This window comes from Streptomyces reniochalinae (assembly GCF_003323735.1).
GTDB classification, from domain to species: domain Bacteria; phylum Actinomycetota; class Actinomycetes; order Streptomycetales; family Streptomycetaceae; genus Streptomyces; species Streptomyces reniochalinae.
The window spans coordinates 87,852-108,268 of record NZ_QOIM01000036.1; the positions used below are offsets into that span (position 1 = coordinate 87,852).

Genomic DNA, 20,417 nt, shown 5'->3' on the forward strand with positions numbered 1-20,417 from the left:
TCCCGTACGCGTGCGCGGTGCCGGTCGCGCGGTCCGCGGGGCAACTTACCGGTGCGCGATGTCTTGACGGGCAATTCTTTCACTACTTAACTCACGCTCCAAGTTAAGTACGAGCCGCCTTCAGGGGGTTAACGCCCCGGCCTTGAGGCTCGACGCTTCCCCACGCCTCCCGGAGGTGCCACAGGCCATGCGCAGATTCCGTACGGCGGCAGCCGCCGCGCTCACCACCGCACTGACAGCCGCGCTCGCCTCCGGTTGCGGAGGGGGAACGACCACCGACGGCGCGGGCAGCAACGACAAACCCAAGGAGCTGACGTACTGGGCGACCAACCAGGCGTCCAGCCTCCAAAAGGACAAGAAGATCCTGAAACCGGAGCTGGCCAAGTTCGAGAAGCAGACCGGGATCAAGGTCAAGCTGGAGGTCATCCCCTGGTCCAGCCTGCTCGACCGCATCCTTGCCGCCGCCTCGTCCGGGCAGGGCCCCGACGTCCTCAACATCGGCAACACCTGGTCCTCGTCACTCCAAAAGAGCGACGCGCTGCTGCCCTTCGACGGCAAGAACATGGCGAAGATCGGCGGCAAGGGCCGGTTCAGCCCCTCCGCACTCGCCGCGACCGGCGCCGAGGGCAAGCCGCCGGCCGCCGTGCCGCTCTACTCGCTGACCTACGCGCTCTACTACAACAAGCAGATGTTCCGGCAGGCCGGTATCGACGAGCCGCCCAAGACCTGGAAGGAGCTGGTCGCCGCAGGCGAGAAGCTGACCGACGACGGGCACTACGGACTCGCGCTGGAAGCGGGCGACCCGGTCGAGAACGCCCACCACGCCTTCGTGTTCGCCAAACAGCACGGAGCCGACTTCTTCGACGCCTCGGGCAAGCCGACCTTCGACAAGCCGGGCAACGTCAAGGCCGTCAAGCAGTACGTGGACTTCCTGGCCGAGGACCGGATCTCCGCGAAGGGGAACGCCGAGTACGCGGCCCGCCAGTCGGTGCGCGACTTCGCCAAGGGGAAGGCCGGGATGCTGCTGTGGCAGGCCGCCGGCTCCCAGCTGCTGGGCAACGGCATGAAGCCGGCCGACTACGGCGTCGCCCCCGTCCCCGTGCAGTCGGTCTCCGACACCGGCGACCGGGGCACCACGTCCATGGTCGCGGGCATCAACCTGGCCGTCTTCAAGAACACCGACAACATCGACGGCGCGCTGAAGTTCGTGAAGTTCATGACCTCGGACGCCGAGCAGCACAAGCTCAACACCACCTACGGGTCCCTGTCCCCAGTGCGGGCCGCGCAGAAGGCGGCGCCCCGCGACAAGGACGAGAAGGTGATGCGCTCCGTACTCGCCGACAGCGCCGCCCCGCTGCCGCAGGTGCCCGACGAGTCGAAGTTCGAGACGCTGGTCGGCACCGCCATGAAGGAGCTGTTCGCCCAGGCGGCCGCGGGCCGGGAGGTCACCACCGACTCCGTGCGCGAACGGCTCGCCAAGGCCCAGCAGCAGATGCGGAAGTGACGCTGCCGTGCCCCGCGGAAACCGCCCCTCGACCGCCGCGCCGGTGCCGGACCCCGGGACCTCGGCCCTCCCTCCTCCCGCGCCCGCCGGCGCGGCGAAGGACGCGCGGCAGGACACCCTGGCGAGCCCGGGTCACGCCCCCGCTCCGCCACCGCCTCCGTCACGGGAACGCGGCGCGTCCGCGCTGCGCGACCGGGTACGCCACGCGGGGCTGCCCTACCTGCTGCTCGTGCCGGCGCTGGTGCTCGAACTGCTGGTGCACATCGTTCCGATGGTCACCGGCATCACGATGGCGTTCCGGGACCTGACCCAGGAGTACATCCGCAACTGGGGCGCGGCGCCCTGGGCCGGGCTGGACAACTTCCACATCGCCGTGGACGTCAACGCCCCCGTGGGCGAGGCACTACTCCGTTCCTTCGCCATCACCTGCGCCTTCACCGTACTCGCCGTCGGACTCGCCTGGCTGCTGGGTGCCACCGCGGCGATCCTGATGCAGGACACCTTCCGCGGCCGGGGGCTGCTGCGCGCGCTGTTCCTCACGCCGTACGCGCTGCCCGTCTACGCGGCCGTCATCACCTGGTCGTTCCTGCTCCAGCGGGACAACGGGCTGGTCAACCACGTGCTGCACGACCAACTCGGGCTCACCGACGCACCGACCTTCTGGCTCGTGGGGGACAACAGCTTCGTCTCCCTGGTCGTCGTCTCGGTCTGGCGCACCTGGCCGTTCGCCTTCCTGATGCTGACGGCCGCCTTGCAGAACATCCCACGGGACGTCTACGAGGCGTCCGCGATCGACGGCGCCGGGATGTGGCGGCAGATCCGGCACATCACGCTGCCCGCGCTGCGGCCGGTCAACCAGGTTCTGGTCCTGGTGCTGTTCCTGTGGACGTTCAACGACTTCAACGTCCCCTTCGTGCTGTTCGGTAAGTCGGCTCCCGAGTCGGCCGACCTGATCTCCCTGCACATCTACCAGTCGTCCTTCGCCACCTGGGACTTCGGTGCCGGCTCGGCGAAGTCCGTCCTGCTGCTGCTGTTCCTGCTGCTGGTCACGGCGGCGTATCTGCTGCTGACCAGGGAACGCGCCCCGCGCGCCACCCGGTCCCGCGGTACCAGGCGAAGGAAGAGGGTCCATGTCTGAGGGCGTCCCGACCCCCGCGTCCGTCACCACCACCGCGTCCGTCACCCCCGCCGCCTCCACCCGTGGTGGCGCAGCCGATCGGCTCGGCAGCGCACGGCGTACGGCCGGCCGCGCCCGCCGCACGGGGCGCGGACGCCCGGTGCGCAGCCCGATGGCGGCGCCCGTCTCGTTCCTGTGGACCCGGCGGATCCTGCTGACGCTCCTGGCGGTCTTCGCCGCCACCCCGCTCTACGTGATGCTCAGCAGCTCTCTCAAGCCGCTCCAGGACGTGACAGGCTCCTTCCGCTGGATCCCCGCCCATCTGACGATCCGCCCCTACCTGGACATCTGGGAGACGGTGCCGCTGGGCCGGTACTTCCTCAACTCCTTCATCGTCTCCGCCGCCGCGACGCTGTGCTCGGTGGTCGTGGCGACCTTCGCCGCCTACGCCGTCAGCCGCTACCGCTTCCGGGGCAAGCGCGTGTTCACCGTGACGGTGCTCTCCACGCAGATGTTCCCCGGCATCCTCTTCCTGCTGCCGCTGTTCCTGCTGTTCGTCAACATCGGCAACGCCACCGGCATCGCCCTCTACGGCTCACGCGGCGCGCTGATCCTCACCTACATGACCTTCACCCTGCCGTTGTCCATCTGGATGCTGGCAGGCTATTTCGACTCCATCCCCCGCGATCTGGACGAGGCCGCCCAGGTGGACGGGTGCGGAGCGCTCGGCGCGCTGTTCCGCGTCCTCGTACCCGCCGCCACCCCTGGCATCGTCGCCGTGGGCATCTACGCGTTCATGACCGCCTGGGGCGAGGTGCTGTTCGCCTCGGTGATGACCAACGACGTCACCCGCACGCTCTCCATCGGCCTCCAGGGCTACTCCACGCAGACCGAGGTCTACTGGAACCAGGTCATGGCCGCCTCGCTGGTGGTGAGCGTGCCCATCGTCGCCGGATTCCTGCTCCTCCAGCGCTACCTCGTCGCCGGCCTGACCGCCGGCTCCGTCAAGTGACCTCAGCCGCCGGGCCGGGGCGCCCGCCCCGGGCGACCCGCTGTTCCCTGCGAAAGGATCTCCGTGTCCGAGACGCACCGCTGCGCACCGCCCGCCCCTTCCTCCGACCGGCCGCACGAGAGCACCGCTGACCTGCCCGACGACTTCGTATGGGGCGCCGCGACCGCCGCGTACCAGGTCGAGGGCGCGGTCGCCGAGGACGGCCGCTCGCCCTCCATCTGGGACACCTTCAGCCACACCCCGGGCAAGGTGGACGGCGGCGACACCGGAGACGTGGCCTGCGATCACTACCACCGCTGGCCCGAGGACCTGAAGCTCATGCGCGAACTCGGGCTCGACGCCTACCGGTTCTCCCTCGCGTGGCCACGGGTGCTGCCCGACGGCGGCGGCCGGGTCAACGAGCGGGGCCTGAGCTTCTACGACCGGCTGACCGACGCCCTGCTGGAGGCGGGCATCACCCCCTTCGCCACCCTCTACCACTGGGACCTGCCGCAGATCCTCCAGGACCGGGGCGGCTGGCCCGCGCGGGAGACAGCCGAACGGTTCGGGGAGTACGCTGCGGTCGTCGCCGCCCGGCTCGGCGACCGCATCCACCACTGGGCCACCCTCAACGAGCCGCTGTGCTCCGCCTGGATCGGGCACTACGAGGGCCGGATGGCGCCCGGTCTGACCGACATGACCGCCGCCGTACGCGCCTCCTTCCACCTGCACCTGGGACACGGGTACGCGGTCCAGGCGCTGCGCGCCCACGCGCCCGGCGCCCGCGTCGGCCTGGTCAACAACCTCACCCACTGCGAACCCGCCTCCGACGATCCGGCCGACGTCGCCGCGGCGCGGCGCTCCGACGGCCACGTCAACCGCTGGTGGTTGGACCCCGTCCACGGACGTGGCTATCCCGCCGACATGGTCGCGCTGTACGGCACCGAGCCGCCCGCCCGCGACGGCGACCTGGAGACCATCGCGGCCCCGCTGGACTGGCTCGGCCTCAACTACTACTTCCGCAACGTCCTGCGCGACGACCCGGAAGGCCCCTTCCCCAAGGCGCGGCCCGCCGCACTGGCGAAGGAGGCGCGGGTGACCGGCATGGGCTGGGAGGTGCACGCGGAAGGGCTCACCAGGACACTGCGCCGGATGACGGACGACTACGGCGCCCGCTGCCTCTACGTGACCGAGAACGGCGCCGCCTACCCCGACACCGTCGGCCCTGACGGCCACATCCACGACCCCGAGCGCGTCCGCTACCTGGAGGAGCACCTGGCAGCCTGCGGCCGCGCCGTCCGCGAAGGCGTACCACTGGCCGGGTACTTCGCCTGGTCGCTGCTGGACAACTTCGAGTGGGCGTACGGCTACGCGCAACGGTTCGGCCTCGTGCACGTCGACTACCCGACGCAGCGCCGCACGATCAAGAGCAGCGGCCGCCGCTTCGCCGACCTCGCGTCGGCGCACCGGGCGAGGGCACGGAAGGCGGCCTGACACCCACGTCCCCTCGGCGCGCCCCTCCGGCACCGTCCGTACCGTCCACACGCCGGACGCCGGACGCCGGACGCCGCGGGACACGGGGGCGGGGCGGCAGGCCGGACGGGGAACGGGTCACGGGGGAGAACCGGAGGCAGCGACCAACGTCTCCGGTTCAGCCCTGTCCGCAGCGATCGAGCGCAGCCCGCACCTGGTGGAGCCCCTCCGCTCTCCAGTGATCCCGGTCGGGCATCTGGTCGTCTCGGCGCCAGCGCCAGGCACAGAACATCGCCCAGTTCAGGGCGCGGCAGCGGTGGATGAGCCCGCGGTCAGCCCCCGGATAGTGCTCTGCCACTTCTTCGGGCGCGTGCGCGAGGTCGAACTCCACCGGCCCGCGGCAGCACGTGGCGAGGTCCACGAAAAGCGGCCCTCTCCTGGTGTTCAGGAGGTTGCCCGGGTGCGGCTCGCCGTGCAGCAACTGGTCGCCGGCTCTTTCGCCGCCGAGCGCGGTGCTCAGCCCAGCGAGTGTGCCGCTGAGAAGTGCCCGGTCGGGATCGGACAGCTCGCAAGACCGCTCCCGGTCGTTCACCTCCCTCAGCGCCACGGCGACCCGGCCGGTGACGTGCGGGGCGTCCAGGTCGAGCCGGCGCAGTGCAGCGTGGTGTCGCAAAAACGCCTCCGCGTAGTCGGCCGCCGCGATCTCGGGTCCGGCAGGCGGGTAGTAGGTCCACAGCGAGACGGCGAAGACATCGCGCACATGGACCACGGGCTCGACCCGGGGCTCCAGCTCAGCGACGGGAGCTTGGACGTCGGCGAGGCGGCGAGCGAGCTCCACCTCGAACTCGGAGTCGGCCAGCTGCCCCAACGGCGCGACCCGGGCAAGGACATCGCAGGGAAGCAGGCGCAGCGCGACGCGGTCCGAGTTGTGCACGACGGTCACATCGTCGACCTGAAGGCCCAGATCCGAAGCCGCCGTACGTCCCGTCTCAACCGCGCGGCTCAGCCCTGACGGATCCATACCGTTCTCCCTCGCTGCCGAGTGTCCCACCCATTCGACCACCGATCGGCTCGGACGGTCCCGGGCGGTCGCCCACCCCGCGCTGCGATGGGCGCCTCACCCGCCATGGCGGGTGAGGCCCCCACGATGATCAGGCCGGGTGCGTGCGTGTGGCGGGGCGCCCGTGTTCGACCTGGCGGCGGACGCGGTCGCAGCTCTTGGACAGCAGGCGGGAGACGTGCATCTGGGAGATGCCGAGCTCCTTGCCGATCCGCGACTGGGTCATGTCGCGGAAGTAGCGCAGGTAGAGCACCTTGCGTTCCCGCTCGGGCAGCGCACGCAGACACGGCTTGACCGCCTCGCGGGCGACCACGGTGTCGAAGCCGGCTTCCTTGCTGCCGAGCGTGTCGGCCAGGGAGAACCCGTCGTCGGAGCCGGTGGTGGCCGCGTCCAGGGAGAGGCTGCGGAAGCTGTCCATGGCCTCCAGGCCGGTGGCCACCTCTTCCTGGGTGAGTCCTGTGTGCTCGGCGATCCGCTCGGCCGAGGGCATGTGGTCGTCCGCCGCCGTGGTCAGCTCTCGGACGGCGGCGCGCACCTTGTTGCGCATCTCCTGCACGCGGCGCGGTACGTGGACATCCCAGGTGTGGTCGCGGAAGTGGCGGCGGATCTCGCCGGTGATGGTGGGCACGGCGTAGGGCACGAACGGGGTGCCCTGTGCGGGGTCGTAGCGGTCGACGGCCTTGACCAGGCCGAGGGACGCCACCTGTTCCAGGTCTTCGAGGTTCTCGCCGCGATTGCGGTACTTGGCGGCCAGCCTCCGTGCCATCGGCAGCCACGCCTCCACCAGCCGGGCGCTCAACTCCTCGCGCTCCGGTCCGTGCGGGAGGGTTGCCAGGCGCTTGAAGTCCTCTGCGGTGTCGGGGGCGTCGTTGTGGCTGTGGCGGGCTCGCTGGGGACGGTACCGAACGGCAGACATGGAAACTGCCTCCTTGCGGTGTCGCTGACACGTGGACCACCGCGGGAGCAGCGGCTCGGGTGACACACCCAGGGCGCCGTCAACGGTCGCCTCCCGCGGATGTGCCTGTCCTCCCAAGCACGTGGTCAGCCTTCTAACCGCCATGCGGCCCCCTAAACCTCACAGCCACACAGGTCTCGGATCGGGCATCGACGGCATCCGGCTGGCTACGGATCGGCTGCCGGTCGGCTACCGGGCCGGGGGAGAGGTGAGGAAGCGGCCCATCTCACGCGCCACGATCTCGGGCTCGTCCAGCATGGACAGCACGTGCGCGTCGGGTACTTCGGCATACTGGCCGGCCGGCAGCAACCGCGCCAGGCGGTGGCCGTGCTCGGGTGGCATCACGCGGTTGCCGGGCGACCACAGGACGAGGGTCTCGCCCGTGAACCCGCGCAGCGCCTCGGTGTCGCGTACGAGTTCCTCCTTGTCCAGGGCGCTGCGACAGTAGGCCAGAAGGTCGCGCCGGACGCCGGGTTCCCGGAGGAGAGGTGCGGTCCAGCCGCGCACCAGGTCGTCCGGCACCGGGCGGCGAGCCATCTGCCCGAACAGCACCGGCAGCCTGCGCAGCGCGCCGACGCGCAGTTGGCGGGCGGCGAACCGCAGCCCACCGGGGACGCGGGCGACGAGGGTCACCATCTTGCCGGGCAGGCCGGGCGGGAAGTTGTCGAACGCCTCGCACGGGAGGATCACCTGCCGGGCGACACGTTGGTCCCGGCCTCGGGCAGTGAGAAACAGCGCCCCGCCCCAGTCGGAGTGCACCAGCGTGACCGCGTCCAGGGCGAGGGCGTCGAGGAAGTCGGCAACGAGGTGAACCTGTCCGCGCAGGGTCAGGTCGGCGTCCGGGTTCATCGGCCGCCGGTGGGACCCCAGCGGCAGCACGGGGCGTACGTAGGTGAATCCGGGCGGCAGCAAGGGCAGCACACGGTCCCACACCGTGTGGTCCATGAGCAGCCCGTGGAGCATCACGACCGGTGGGCCAGAGCCCACCGTGTCGTACTCGATGACACCGGCAGGCACCTCGACTTCGCGCATAGCAGCTCCCGGTAGAACGGTCTCTCTAGAGAGACCGTTCTACCATGGACGCATGGACACCGACGAGCGGATCGCCCTGGCGATGGCGGAACTTCTGCGCAAGCAGGGCTACGCCGCCACGGGCATCAACCAACTCGCCCGCGCGGCAGGCGCGCCCACCGGATCCCTCTACCACCACTTCAAAGGAGGGAAGCGCGAGATCGCGGCGGCCGCGCTGCGGCAGACCGGAGCCGCGTACATCCAGCTGCTGCCGTTGCTGCTCGACGCACACGACGATCTCGCGACCGGTATCGAGTCCCTGTTCGCCGAAGCCGCCGAGGACATGCGCGACACGGGGTGGGCCAACATGTGTCCGGTCGGCACGGTCACAGCCGAGACCGCCGACACCGAGCCCGAACTGCGCAAGGTCGCGGCGGAGGTGATGGAGACCTGGGTCGAGGTGGGCAGCCGGTACTTCACCGCACGCGGGCTGTCCGAGGCGGACTCCCGCACCGTCGTCTTCGCCGTGCTGTCCGCCCTCGAAGGAGCGTTCATCCTCGCCCGGGGGATGCGCTCGGCCGAGCCGTTCCGGGCCGCCGGACGCACGCTCGGGACCTACGTCGCTTCGCTGCGCGACGAACAGCCGAAGACACCGGCCCGGACGCGCGCACAGACCGGGCAGCGCCACCACGCGCCGGTGCCCCGGGGAGAGAGCCCCGGGCCACCGCGTGCGCGTCAGACGCCGAACGCGGCCGGGTAGCGGATGGTGCCTGTGGGGAGGTCGCGTGTCTCGTCGAGAGGCATGGCCATCATGGCCTCGTCGGGCACCTCGAAGGGCGCGCGGATGCCGAGGCGGGAGGCGCGGGTGAAACCGAACCGCGGGTAGTAGCCGGCGTGCCCCAGTACGACGACGAGGTGCTCTCCCATGTGCCTCGCGGCGTCGAGCGCGGCACGGATGGCGGCGGACCCGGCGCCGGTGCGCTGGAACGACGGCAGCACCGCGCAGGGGGCCAGCGCGAGGGCGGGTCGGCCGTCGACGTGGCAGCGGGTGAGCAGCGCGTGTCCGACCGGCGTGCCGTCAGGAGCGGTGGCCACCATGGACAGGCCGTCGATCCACGCCTCCGGGTCGGCGCGCAGGGCTTCGACGAGGTCGGCTTCCTCCGGGGTGGGAAACGCCGCGAGGACGATGTCGCGGATGGCGGTGATGTCGTCGACGGTCTCGGTCCGTGTGGTCCACGTGGTCATGGAGTCATCGCTCTCGTCGTCGTGGTGGGGGAGGAGGTGGCAGCGACCGGCGGCCCGCAGGGCCTGGGGGCGCGAAGGCGTGGACACACGCCTCGTCGCAGCCGTGGTCCGCCGCGAGATGGGCCGGGCGCGATGAGTAAGAGGTTGAGACAAGGTTTGAGGCAACGTGAAGGCCCTTGAACGGGGACCCCGATGCGCACGCCGGTGCTCCCGTCCGTGAGCCGTCAGGGCTCGCACACAACGGGGGTCAGCTTCGGGTCAGACCGGGGCCCGGGACGTGAGGATGGTCCGGCGGGCACCGCACACGGCAGTGGCCTCTACGACGGTCATCAACTCACCTCCCCCATCGGTCCCCGCAGCCGGCCCGGTCGCCGCTGCGCGGCCCAACGTAACACGCGCCTTCCCCGCGGGCCCGGTCGCCGCCTGGGCGGAGCGGCGGCGCGCGGCGCGGCTCCAGCTGTGGCGGGTGGCGGGCGACGGGTGGCGGGTGCGGGCGGCCGGGTGCGTGCGGCTACGTGCCGGATGTGTCCGCCTCGGCATCACAGCGCTCGCGCACCGGCCGCCGTCACCGTGTTGCCGCCGTCACCGTGTCGCCGCGGAGCCCGACTCGTGGTGCTGGGAAGCGGCAGCGAGGAGGGCAAGTGTCGTACCGGCGTGCGCCCGGACACCGTCACGGGGTCCAGCCCATGTCTCATGCGGCTGCTGCGGCGGCGGGCGGGGCCGAGGTATGTGGCACACACATGGCGATCGATGTGTGCCTGTTGACGAGCGGCCGTGTCCCTGGGTGACACCGCTCCCTGAGTGATACCGCGCGTGTCTCCAGGGACGAACGTATCCCGAGCGGTTCTTACTCGGCCTTGTCCTTGTCGCCCTGTTTCCCGGTCGTTGCCGTGGTCGTCGAGGCGCTCGGAGTGAGTGCGGTGTAGAAGACCGAGCTGCCCTGCTTGCTGCGCTGGGCGGCGTTCTTGGCCACCAGGTTCTCCAGAGTGGTGCGCACGACGGTGGTCTTCACGGCGCGGCCGGGGTGCTCCTTGTCGAGAGCCGTGGTGATTTCCGCCGCCGAACGCGGCTCGCCCTGCTGCTCCAGGTGGGCGCGGACGAGTTCGACCAGGGTGGGCTGGACCGGCTTGGCAGCGGGCTTCGTGGCTGACTTCCGGGCCGACTTCTGGGCGGGCTTCTGTGTCGCCTTCGGCGCGGACTTCTTGTTCTGTGTGGACTTCTTCTCCTCGGCGTTGGCGGTCTTCTTACCCGCGTCGGCGCCCGTCTTACCCGCGCCGGCGTCCGCCGAGCCGCCGCTCGTCGCCGTGGTCGCCGCCGCACGCGTCCGCTTGCGCTTGGCGGGCTCGCGGGCCGGCTTCTTGCGCGGGGACGGCACGGCAGCGGCATCCTTGGGTGCGGTGGGTGCCACCGTCACCCCCAAAGCCTGCTGCATGTTCAGCAGAATGGTGTGGTCGCGCTTCAATGCGGCCAACCGCTCTTCCATTGCCGAGATCTCGGCGGTGAGGCGCTCCTGTTCGCTGGTGTTGTGTTCGAGGTCTTCGGTCAGTCGTTCGGTGTACTGCGACGTGAGGTCTGCGGGGGTGGTGGTGTCGGTCATGGCGTTTGCCTTTCCACAATCGGGAGACGGTGAGTGGGCCCGGGAGCGGGCCGGAGAAGTCGGGGGCACATCATCGCTGGCACGGGCACCGCCGCACCACAGTGTGCAGTGACTTCTACACCATGCTGGGCCATAGAGATAGTACGGCCGAGCAATACCGGTAGTTCCGCGGGTGGTGATGTCGGCACGTGGTGGTGGCTCCCTTCCCGCTTGCGCGCACTCACGGCAACACCGCTTTCCTCGGTTGCGGACTTGTCGCTCTGGCTCTCGGACCCGCACATACCGGTGTCATGCCGCGGCTTGCAACATGGCAGCGGCGCACGGGACTTCACCACCACATGTGCCACCTCAGCGCAGGCTCTACACAACAAACACCGGGACGGAATCCGGGCCGTTCACTCGGCGCTGGTGGCGCGCAGCATCGGGATACGAGCGGCCCGACGGGCGGGGACGACGGAGGCGAGAGTGCCGATCAGGGCCGTCGCGGCGACGGAGGCGGCCAGTTGGGCCCATGGCACGACGAGCGTCAACCCGCCCTGGCCGAGCACCGCCGCGGTGCCGATGGCGAGGCCGGATCCCAGCCCGAGCAGGCACCCGAGCAGCGCGATGACCAGTGCTTCGAGACGCAGCAAGGGACCGACTCGGCCGCACTCCCAGCCGATGATCCGCAACAGCCCGATTTCCCGGACACGTTCGTGGACCGCCATGCCCATGGTGTTGACCACACCCAGGCAACCGATGACCACGGTGACGCTGAGGAGCGCGTAGACCTGCGTCAGCAGCGGGGCCGTACCGGCGGACGCCGCGGCCCGCACGTCGGCGCGGTCCTGGACGAGGAGCGCGGGGTTGTCGAGCGTCTCGCGGATCTGTGTGCGCAGCGCGTCGGCGCGTCCCGGCGCGGCATCGACCAGCACGGAGGCGACGCGGGGACTGTCCTGAGCCACGGTGGGCTCGGGCAGGTCGTGTGCGGAAACGAGCGCGGGTGTCACGGTGTCGGGACCGTCGTACAGCGCGACGACGGGCAGGGAGGTCCGGGTGCCGGAACCGCCGAACGTGCCGGTGACGCGGGTGCCCAGCCGCCAACCGCGTTCCCGCGCGAGGTCGGTGGTGACGGCGATGCCGTCGTCGAGGCGGTCGAGGGACCCCGCACGGACGGTCAGCGAAGTCACCTCGCGGACGGTGCCGGGGTCGACGCCCGTGACGGTCAGGTCGTCCTCACCGTCGGCCGGCCGGAGTGTGGCGCGGACGAGAGGGCTGACGGCCTGTGCCCCGGTCACTTCCGCCACCCTCTTCGCGGTGTCCGGGCCGATCTCACCGAAGTCGACAGCGGTGATGCGCAGGTCCGAGGTCATGCGGGCGGCGGCCTCCTGCTCGTCGTGGTGGTCGACCGCGGTGATGGCCATGGTCAGCGCGCTGACCATGGCGAGCCCGATCATCAGGGTGGTCACGGTCGCGGCCGTGCGGCGCGGGTTGCGGCGGGCGTTCTCCACAGCGAGAGTGCCGCGCACCCCGGCCAGGCGCCTCAGCGGCACACGCAGGAGGGAGGTGAAGCAGAGGGCAAGCAACGGAGCGAGCAGGATGAGTCCCAGCAAAAGGACGGGGGCGGCGGCGAAGACCGTGTTCGGGTCGTCCGCCGCGATGGCGAGCAGAACAACGCCGGCCGCGGTGACGGCCGTACCGGCGATACCGCGGCGGCGCAGCGGCCCCTGGCCCAGCCCCTCTCCTCCCGTGCGGAGCGCCGCGACGGGCGGCACGGCGCCCGCGCGGCGTGCGGGAAGGTAGGCGGAGACCATGGTGACACCGATACCGACCCCGAACGCCGCGAGGGGAGCGGTGACGGAGTCCAGCCGCAGGGGCACCGCCGGTCCGCCGCCGCTGCCGGTGACGCCGAACAGCGCGTTCAGCACCGCCGCGACACCGGTCCCCAGCCCGTAGCCGAGTGCGGAGGCGAACGTGCCGACGAGGAACGCTTCCGTGAGCACCTGCCCGGTCACCTGCCGGCGCGTGGCACCGACGGCGCGCAGCAGCGCGTGTTCGCGCGCGCGGGCCGCGCCGAGCATGGTGAACGTCGTGGCGATGAGGAACGTCGACACGAAGAGGGCGACTCCGGCGAAGCCCAACAGCAAGGTGGTGCGTTTGTCCCCGCCGTTCAGTGCGGAGGCGGCGGCGTCGTTCTCCGCGCGGGTGCTGACGTCGGCGTCCGCGGGCAGCACCGCCGCAGCGCGTTCGGCGAGTTCGGCGGCCGAGGTGCCGCGCGCGGCGGTGAGACCGATCTGCGCGTAGGTGCCGGGCGCGGCCGCGAACCGGTGCTGCGCGGTGCGCGGGTCGAAGGCGGTGAGAGTGCCGCCGGTCGCCGTACGCGGGTCCTCGGAGGCGAAGACACCGACGAGCCGCGCGGTGCGGGCCGTGCCTTCGACGACGACGCGCACACGGTCGCCGACCCGGTGCCCGGCACGGGCGGCGGCGCCGGCGTCGACGGCGATCTCACCCCCGGTACGGGGACCGTGCCCGGCGGTCAGCGGGTAGCGGGGGTCGGTGCCGTTCCGCCCGGGGACCCAGTTGACCCCGATCGCCGGCCGCTGTTCTCCCACGAGGGCCCCGTCCCGCCCGACCAGGTGGGCGCTGCCCTCCACGCTGCCGCGGGCGGAGGCGACACCGGGCAGGGCGCGCAACTGACGCAGCAGCGCGTCGTCCAGGCGAGTGCGCTCATCGCCGGAAGAGCGCCCGGGATCCATGCGGACGGAGACGTCGGCCTGTGCGCCACCGCGGCCGCCGTCCAAGGCCGCGGCGGCGGACTGACTGTAGAGCAACGAGCCCGTCACGAAGGCCACACCGAGCACGACAGCGAGGCCGGGAAGGAGGAAACGGATCCTGTGGGCGACGAGAGCACGCAGTGCGGAGCGGAACATCGGTAGCGTCCTTCGGACGGGAATCGGACGGGAATCGGACGGGAATCGGACGGGAAGAGGCGGGAAACGGCGGGACAGACGGGACGCGCACGGGCCGACGTGGAACAGGCGCGAAGGGAACAAGAGGCGGGCCAGGCAGGCGGACGGGACGCGGCCGCATGCCTCGCAGCACCTGCCGTGACGATCCTGGGCGCCGCGCAGGGCGCCGCGGATCGACCGAACTGCCGAATCCCCGACGAGGCGCCTCGACCGAATGACCGAGGTGTACGAAACCGTGCTGCCGTAGCGTGACCTGGCATGATCTCCGCTCTCACCGCCCGGCCCCGCCCGCGGCACGTGCTGCTGGGCCTGACAGGCGCGGCGCTCGGTGTGCTCGTCGTCATGGAGGGGCTCAACGCACCGCTTCGGCCGGTGGCCGCGCTGACCATGGCCTCCGGCCTGCTGTGCCTGAGCGCGCCGGCCGCGCCGCAGCGCCACTTCCCGCGCCAGGCGGCCTGGGCCGTGGCCGGCTCCGCGCTGGTGACCGCGGTGGGGGCGTTGACGACGCACCGCCCGGAGAACACGCCCGGCATGGTGGAGGCCGGAGCACTGCTGATGGTGCTCGTCCGGGCCGTGCGGCGCTGCCCACCCCGGCAGGCGATGCTGCTGGGCGCCGTGTCCGCCGCCGCGGCTGTGGCGCTCCCGCTGCGTATCGAGCGCTGGGACAGCCTGACACTGCTGGTCATGACCGTGATCGCCTGCGTCGGTGTGCCGTTCGCCGTCGTGCTCGGTCTCTGCCTGCGGCTGCGGGATGCGCTGCGCGCGCGGGAACGGGAGTCCTTCCTGCGCGAGCAGCGGCTGGGCTACGCGCGTGACCTGCACGATTTCGTCGCCCACCACGTCACTGCCATCGTCGCGCGCACCCGCGCCGCGCGCTTCGCAGCCGGGGCCGGACAGGCACCGTCGGCCGAGGACCTGGACCGGATGCTCGCGCAGATCGAGGAAGCCGGCTCGCAGGCACTGGGTTCGATGCGGGCGATGGTCTCCTCACTACGGGACACCTCCGCGCCCGCTCCGACGCGCCCACCGGGCGACCCGCAGGTGCTGCGGGACCTGGTGGAGGAGTTCGGCCGAACCGGCGCGCGGGCCGAACTCAGCCTCGACCCGCGGCTGGCCCAGCGGCCTCTGCCCCCGGAGACGGGAACCACCGTGCAGCGGGTGGTGCAGGAGTCGCTGACGAACGTGCGCCGCCACGCGCCCGAGGCCACGCGCGTCACAGTGCGTGTGGTGCCGCGCCCTGACGACACGCTGGAGGTGGAGGTGACCGACGACGGACCCCAGGACACGGCGGCACCCGGCTCCGCGGACGGCGGGGGGTTCGGCCTCGTCGGACTGACCGAGCGCGTCGAGGCGACCGGCGGAACCCTCACCACAGGGCCGCGGCCGGGCGGCGGATGGCGCGTCCTCGCCGTGCTGCCGGCCAAGGACGCCGCCCCGAGCCGCTGAGCCGGCCCTGTGTGCCTGGGAACATGTCCGGCATGACGATCCGGGTACTCATCGCCGACGACCAGGAGATGGTCCGCGCCGCGTTCCGTATGATCCTCGACTCCCAGCCGGACCTGGAGGTCGTCGCGGAGGCGGCGGACGGCGCGTCCGCCGTCGAGCAGGCGCGCAGCCTGCGCCCCGATGTGTGCCTGCTCGACATCCGGATGCCCGGCCTGGACGGGCTGGACGCCACGCGGCTGCTCGCGGGCCCGGGCGTCGAGGACCCGCTCAAGGTACTGATCGCGACCACCTTCGACCTCGACGAGTACGTCTACCGCGCGCTGCGCGACGGCGCGTGCGGTTTCCTGCTCAAGGACGGAGCACCGGGGCTGCTGACCGAGGCCGTACGGGCCGCGGCGGCAGGCAACGCGATGATCTCCCCGTCCGTAACGGTCCGGCTACTCGCCCGGATGGCCACGGGCGGCGACACCGACCCCGCGGCGCACCGCACACCCGGCACACACCACGACACCGACCGTGCGCGGTGTCGCCCCCGCCCGTCGTCCGGCGGTCCCGCCGCACCGCACGAGCCGCTCACGCAGCGGGAGCTGGAGGTGACCCGGCTGGTGGCGCGGGGACGCACCAACGAGGAACTCGCCGCCGAACTGTACGTGTCGCTGTCGACGGTGAAGACGCACCTGGGCAACGTCCAGCGCAAGCTCGCCGCGCGGAACAGGGTGGAGATCGCCGCCTGGGCGTGGGAGCACGGTGTCTGCACGGCCGGACCGGACTGACCAGGACCCACGGCACCGGCGTGGTTGCCGCGCCGAGGGGAACCCGGGGACGTGCCCGCAGCGTATCCACGACAACAGCGCGTATGGGCAAGGAACAGCGCGTATCGACGAAAGGGGATCCGGGGTGGGAAAGGACTTCTCCGTCGGAGACCACGTCAGGTGGAACTCCGAGGCCGGACACGTCGAAGGCGTCATCGTCAGGAAGCACACGATGGATGTGGAGTACAAGGGCCACATGCGCCGGTGCACCGAGGACGACCCCCAGTACGAGATCAAGAGCGACAAGACGGATCACGTCGCGATGCACAAAGGGAACGCCCTGACGAAACTGTAGGGACGGGTGTGCCGTCCCTGCCCCACGCAGGGTGTTCGCGCCGGACCGCGCGGACGGGTCCGTACGCGGCTGTGCGGACACGGGGCGGGCCCGAGCCCTCCCCCCTCGCAGGGCTCGGACCTCGCCGTGGCCCTGTTCGGCCAGTCCCTCGGCCGGTTTCGACGGGACGGTGCGGATGTGGCGGTTCGGCGGGGACGAGGGCATCGCGCCGCTGGGCAAGCCGCTGCGCGAACACACCGCCTCCGTGTGGACACTGGCCTTCTCGCCGGACGGTGACACCCTCGCCTCGGCCGGATTCGACGAGACCGTGCGACTGTGGGACGCGTCAGAATCCGGGCATCTCCACCCGCTGGGCGAGCCGCTCACCGGACACGGCGAGGCCGTGATGTCGGTGGCCTTCAGCTCCGACGGCCGCACCCTGGCGACCGCGGGCAGGGACGACTCCCCGATCCTGTGGAACGTCGCCAACCCCGCGTACCCGCAACAGCTCGGCGAGCCGCTGACCGGTCACACGGAGGCCGTCTGGGAGGTGGCGTTCAGCCCCGACGGCCAGACCCTCGCCAGCACCGGAGCGGACCACAGCGTCCGCCTCTGGCACCGGCCGCCGACCGTCCTCACCGACTTCACCAACCCTCTGACCTCCGTCGCCTACAGCCCCGACGGCCGCCTGCTCGCCGCCGCCAGCACCGACGACGCACTGGTCCGCCTGTGGGACGTACGCGATCCGGGGCGTCCGCGCCGGCTGCCGCGCATGCTCGCCGGCCACGACGACGAGGTGCGGGCAGTCGCCTTCTCCCCGGACGGCCGTACAGTGGCCAGCGGCTCGAAGGACGGCACCGTGCGGCTGTGGGACGTCTCCGAGCCACGCCGTCCCTCCCCGCTCGGCTCGCCGTTGGACGCACACCACGGGAGCGCTCTCGCCGTCGCCTTCGCACCGGACGGCCGTACGCTGGCCACCGCCGGAGGAGACGAGACGGTGCGCCTGTGGAACCTCCGGCGGCCGCAGCACGTCAGTCCGCTCGGCAAACCGCTGCGCGGCCACGAGGAGGCCGTCACCTCCGTGGCCTTCGCCCGGGACGGCCGCACCCTGGCGACCGGCGGTGAGGACCACACGGTGCGGCTGTGGCACGTGGGCGACGAGGCGGGCGCACGCCCCGCGGGCCGTGCGCTGAGGGGGTACGACCACACCGTCAACGCCGTGGCCTTCTCGCCGGACGGCGCGACGCTGGCCACCGGCGGTGACGACCGTACGGTGCGGCTGTGGGACGTGCGCCGCCCCAGCCGTGCGCGGCCGCTGGGCGAGGAGTTGGCCGGGCACCGCGGGCCGGTCAGGACCGTGGCCTTCTCGCCGGACGGAAAGACGCTGGCCACCGGCGGCGGTGACACCACGGTCCGGCTGTGGGACGTGGCAGAGCCGGCGCATGCCGAACCCGTCGGGCAGCCGCTGACCGGGCATCTCGACACCGTCACCTCCGTCGCGTTCAGCCCCGTCGGCGACACCGTCGCCTCTGTCGGCTACGACCTGACAGCCCGGGTCTGGACCCTCGAACCCGGCCGTGCGGCGGACTCCGTGTGTGACCGCACCGGTGGCGTCCTCTCCCGCGCCGAGTGGGAGGAGCACCTGCCGCGACTCGCCTACCGCGAGGTGTGCGAGCCGCGCTAGCCGGTTGTGCGACCGCCACGGCGAGGCCGGCGCCGAACCCGGGGCCACTGGGCAGCCGTCACCGACGCCTCGCCGCCGGTGACGGCTGCGCGTGGCGCTGTCCGCCGAGGGGCGCGGGCGAGTCAGCCGAACCATCGGGTGAGGGCGCTTTCGAGGGGTTCCGCGTCCGTGCTGGACCAGGCGATGTAACCGTCGGGCCGGACCAGCAGGGCGTCGGCGCCTTGCGTGTCCTCGTCGGTCTTCGCGGTGACGTGCCGGACCCGGCCGGAGCGGCTCCCCAGCCGCCTCTCCTTGCCGTCCAGGGAGAGGAGCAGTCCCTGGCCCGCGTGCATCAGGTCGCTGGCGCGGGCGGGGCCGTCGTCGGTGGTGAGGTGGTAGTCGGTGAGGCGGGGGCCGAGGCCGGGGTAGCGGAGGTCGAGTCCTGACATCATGCCGGAGACGTAGCGGTTGGTGTCGGGCAGCCGCAGCAGCTCCGTCATCAGGTCTCGGACCGCACCGGCGTCCTCGTCGTGCCCGGGGTTCAGGAGCAGTCCCTGCGCCCGGGTGTGCCGCAGCACGCGAGCGGCCACGGGATGCCGCTCGTCGTGGTAGCTGTCCAGCAGACCCGCGGGGGCCCAGCCGTGCACCGTGGCGGCGAGTTTCCAGCCGAGGTTGACGGCGTCCTGCACGCCCAGGTTCACCCCCTGGCCGCCGATCGGCATGTGGATGTGCGCGGCGTCCCCCGCGAAGAAGACCCGCTTCTCGCGGTAGCGCTCGACCTGCCGTACGGCGTCGCCGAACCGCGAGGCTGCCCGCAGTTCGGCCAGCTCCGTCCGGGGCCCGTACACGGCCCGGAGCGCTTCGCTGACCTCCCCGGCGGTGACGGGCGCCTCACGTGGGGGGCCGTCGCCTGACAGCTTGCCGAAGAGCATGCGGTACAGGCCGTCGTCGTCCAGAGGGTGCAGGATCGAGAAGAAGCCGCCCGCTGAGCGGGGGTAGCGACTGAAGTGTCCGCGTGCGGTCGGTACGGCCTCGGACACGGACGCGAGGGTGAGGTCGGCGGCCACCGCGGACATCCGGCCCGCCCTCCCGGGGAAGTCCACGCCCAGCAGGGAGCGGACCGCGCTGTGGGCGCCGTCGCAGGCGACCAGGTAGCTGCCGTGAACGTTCCCGGCCCGCACTGAGTGCGCGTCCTGCTCGAGATCCGAGACCGTGTGACCGCGCAGCACCGGAACGCCTCGGCTGGTGAGGAGCCGTTCCAGGTGGGCCTCCAGCCGCGCCTGGGGGAGCCTGACCGGGTACGGGTGGCGGGTGTTCCAGGGGCGGCAGTCCAACTCGACGGGGAGCATGGCGAAGTGGCCGCCGACCGGGCGGTGGGCCCGCACTCCGTCGAGCAGTGGGTCCAGGAGGCCGCGCAGGTCGAGCACCTCGGCCGTGCGCGGTTGCAGACCTCCCGCGCGGGACTGCGTGCCGCGCTCACGCTCCTTCTCGAGGACCACGACCGAGATCCCGGCCAGGGCCAGTTCGTAGGCCAGCATCAGCCCGGTCGGCCCGGCGCCCACCACTATCACCTGGGTACGCATCTCACCCCTCTTTTCCGCATCAAGTGCAAACATGCACTCAGTCTACCTCGCCCTGGGTAGACTGAGTGCATGAACGAACGGACGGGTCTGCGAGAGCTCAAGAAGGAACGGACGCGGGAGACGATCGCCGAGACGGCGATCCGCCTGTTCCTGGCCAAGGGGTTCGACCAGGTCTCCGTCACGGAGGTCGCCGCCACGGCGGAGGTCTCCCGGCGGACCCTGTTCACCTACTTCCCGACGAAGGAAGACCTCGTGCTGCAACGGTTCGCCGACCACGAGAGCGAGGCCGCCCGCATCGTGCGCGCCCGCCCGGCCGGCCAGGATCCGCTGGAGGCCCTCCGCGACGCCCAGCTGGCGTCCTTGGAGCAGAGGGATCCGAACACCGGACTCAATGACACCCCGGAGACCAGGGCCTTCTTCCAGATGATCCTCGACACCGAGAGCCTGGCCGCGCGCCTGACCCGGTATGCCTCACGGGGCGTCGACGCGCTGGCCGAGGCGCTGCGGGAGGCGGGAGCGGACCCGTTGACCGCGCGTCTCACGGCGGCTCAGGTGCTCGCCGTGCAGCACGAGTTGGCCTTTTTGAACCACGCCTGCCTCATGGACGGTTCGTCCGCCGACGACCGATACCGTGAGGCGGTCAGCGCGACCGAGCGCGCCTTCGACCTGCTGCGTCACGGGACGGCGGCCGGGCGGTAGGCGCGGCTCCACCGGCGTTGCGGCGGGAGTATTAGTGTT

General features: G+C 71.5%; 17 protein-coding genes. 10 read left to right on the forward strand and 7 right to left on the reverse strand.

All coding sequences use genetic code 11. The annotated features are described in order from the left end of the window. The first annotated feature begins 187 nt into the window (after nucleotides 1-187). The 4 genes from DQ392_RS16565 to DQ392_RS16580 all read left to right on the forward strand — a co-directional run bounded on the left by DQ392_RS16565 (nucleotide 188) and on the right by DQ392_RS16580 (nucleotide 5,106). Nucleotides 188-1,504, forward strand: coding sequence for an ABC transporter substrate-binding protein (locus tag DQ392_RS16565; protein WP_114016395.1), 1,317 nt, complete (start codon nucleotides 188-190; stop codon nucleotides 1,502-1,504). Between the two features lie 118 nt (nucleotides 1,505-1,622). Further along, nucleotides 1,623-2,642, forward strand: coding sequence for a carbohydrate ABC transporter permease (locus tag DQ392_RS16570; RefSeq protein WP_114016591.1), 1,020 nt, complete (start codon nucleotides 1,623-1,625; stop codon nucleotides 2,640-2,642). A 151-nt stretch (nucleotides 2,643-2,793) separates the two neighbouring features. Then, nucleotides 2,794-3,633, forward strand: coding sequence for a carbohydrate ABC transporter permease (locus DQ392_RS16575; protein ID WP_114016592.1), 840 nt, complete (start codon nucleotides 2,794-2,796; stop codon nucleotides 3,631-3,633). Between the two features lie 132 nt (nucleotides 3,634-3,765). Then, nucleotides 3,766-5,106, forward strand: coding sequence for a GH1 family beta-glucosidase (locus DQ392_RS16580; protein ID WP_245981614.1), 1,341 nt, complete (start codon nucleotides 3,766-3,768; stop codon nucleotides 5,104-5,106). Nucleotides 5,107-5,263: 157 nt separating this feature from the next. On the opposite strand, the gene DQ392_RS16585 is transcribed toward DQ392_RS16580, so the two are convergent. The 3 genes from DQ392_RS16585 to DQ392_RS16595 all read right to left on the reverse strand — a co-directional run bounded on the left by DQ392_RS16585 (nucleotide 5,264) and on the right by DQ392_RS16595 (nucleotide 8,132). Beyond that, on the reverse strand, nucleotides 5,264-6,106 hold the full coding sequence (locus DQ392_RS16585) for an aminoglycoside phosphotransferase/kinase family protein (protein WP_114016397.1): 843 nt from the start codon (nucleotides 6,104-6,106) through the stop codon (nucleotides 5,264-5,266). A gap of 130 nt (nucleotides 6,107-6,236) precedes the next feature. Then, nucleotides 6,237-7,061, reverse strand: a complete 825-nt coding sequence (locus tag DQ392_RS16590) for a SigB/SigF/SigG family RNA polymerase sigma factor (protein WP_114016398.1) — start codon at nucleotides 7,059-7,061, stop codon at nucleotides 6,237-6,239. Between the two features lie 228 nt (nucleotides 7,062-7,289). Further along, complete coding sequence (locus DQ392_RS16595; protein WP_114016399.1) at nucleotides 7,290-8,132, reverse strand: alpha/beta fold hydrolase; 843 nt, start codon at nucleotides 8,130-8,132, stop codon at nucleotides 7,290-7,292. A 52-nt stretch (nucleotides 8,133-8,184) separates the two neighbouring features. On the opposite strand from DQ392_RS16595, the gene DQ392_RS16600 reads away from it, so the two are divergent. Continuing rightward, entirely contained in the window at nucleotides 8,185-8,871 is a 687-nt protein-coding gene (locus DQ392_RS16600) for a TetR/AcrR family transcriptional regulator (RefSeq protein WP_114016400.1), read from the forward strand. On the opposite strand, the gene DQ392_RS16605 is transcribed toward DQ392_RS16600, so the two are convergent. The 3 genes from DQ392_RS16605 to DQ392_RS16615 all read right to left on the reverse strand — a co-directional run bounded on the left by DQ392_RS16605 (nucleotide 8,847) and on the right by DQ392_RS16615 (nucleotide 13,862). Continuing rightward, nucleotides 8,847-9,356 carry a GNAT family N-acetyltransferase gene (locus DQ392_RS16605; RefSeq protein ID WP_114016593.1) on the reverse strand — a complete coding sequence of 170 codons (510 nt, stop codon included), beginning with the start codon at nucleotides 9,354-9,356 and terminating at the stop codon, nucleotides 8,847-8,849. The genes DQ392_RS16600 and DQ392_RS16605 overlap by 25 nt on opposite strands. An 847-nt stretch (nucleotides 9,357-10,203) precedes the next feature. After that, a complete protein-coding gene (locus tag DQ392_RS16610) occupies nucleotides 10,204-10,953 on the reverse strand; it encodes a BlaI/MecI/CopY family transcriptional regulator (protein WP_114016401.1) in 750 nt (249 codons plus the stop codon). A gap of 395 nt (nucleotides 10,954-11,348) precedes the next feature. Further along, nucleotides 11,349-13,862, reverse strand: a complete 2,514-nt coding sequence (locus DQ392_RS16615; protein ID WP_114016402.1) for an FtsX-like permease family protein — start codon at nucleotides 13,860-13,862, stop codon at nucleotides 11,349-11,351. A 297-nt stretch (nucleotides 13,863-14,159) separates the two neighbouring features. Here DQ392_RS16615 and DQ392_RS16620 point away from each other — a divergent pair, with 297 nt between their 5' ends. The 4 genes from DQ392_RS16620 to DQ392_RS16635 all read left to right on the forward strand — a co-directional run bounded on the left by DQ392_RS16620 (nucleotide 14,160) and on the right by DQ392_RS16635 (nucleotide 18,117). Next, nucleotides 14,160-15,347, forward strand: coding sequence for a sensor histidine kinase (locus DQ392_RS16620; RefSeq protein ID WP_114016403.1), 1,188 nt, complete (start codon nucleotides 14,160-14,162; stop codon nucleotides 15,345-15,347). A gap of 23 nt (nucleotides 15,348-15,370) precedes the next feature. Beyond that, nucleotides 15,371-16,120: a response regulator gene (locus tag DQ392_RS16625; RefSeq protein WP_425470544.1), complete on the forward strand. Its 750-nt coding sequence runs from the start codon at nucleotides 15,371-15,373 to the stop codon at nucleotides 16,118-16,120. A 124-nt stretch (nucleotides 16,121-16,244) separates the two neighbouring features. After that, complete coding sequence (locus tag DQ392_RS16630) at nucleotides 16,245-16,454, forward strand: hypervirulence associated TUDOR domain-containing protein (RefSeq protein ID WP_114016405.1); 210 nt, start codon at nucleotides 16,245-16,247, stop codon at nucleotides 16,452-16,454. Nucleotides 16,455-16,629: 175 nt separating this feature from the next. Then, nucleotides 16,630-18,117 (forward strand): WD40 repeat domain-containing protein, encoded by a 1,488-nt coding sequence (locus DQ392_RS16635; RefSeq protein WP_114016406.1) that lies wholly within the window; start codon nucleotides 16,630-16,632, stop codon nucleotides 18,115-18,117. Nucleotides 18,118-18,239: 122 nt separating this feature from the next. Here the strand turns inward: DQ392_RS16635 and DQ392_RS16640 are convergent, their stop codons facing one another. Continuing rightward, nucleotides 18,240-19,679 (reverse strand): FAD-dependent oxidoreductase, encoded by a 1,440-nt coding sequence (locus DQ392_RS16640; protein WP_114016407.1) that lies wholly within the window; start codon nucleotides 19,677-19,679, stop codon nucleotides 18,240-18,242. Nucleotides 19,680-19,748: 69 nt separating this feature from the next. On the opposite strand from DQ392_RS16640, the gene DQ392_RS16645 reads away from it, so the two are divergent. Beyond that, nucleotides 19,749-20,378, forward strand: a complete 630-nt coding sequence (locus tag DQ392_RS16645; protein WP_114016408.1) for a TetR/AcrR family transcriptional regulator — start codon at nucleotides 19,749-19,751, stop codon at nucleotides 20,376-20,378. The last annotated feature ends 39 nt before the right edge of the window (nucleotides 20,379-20,417 follow it).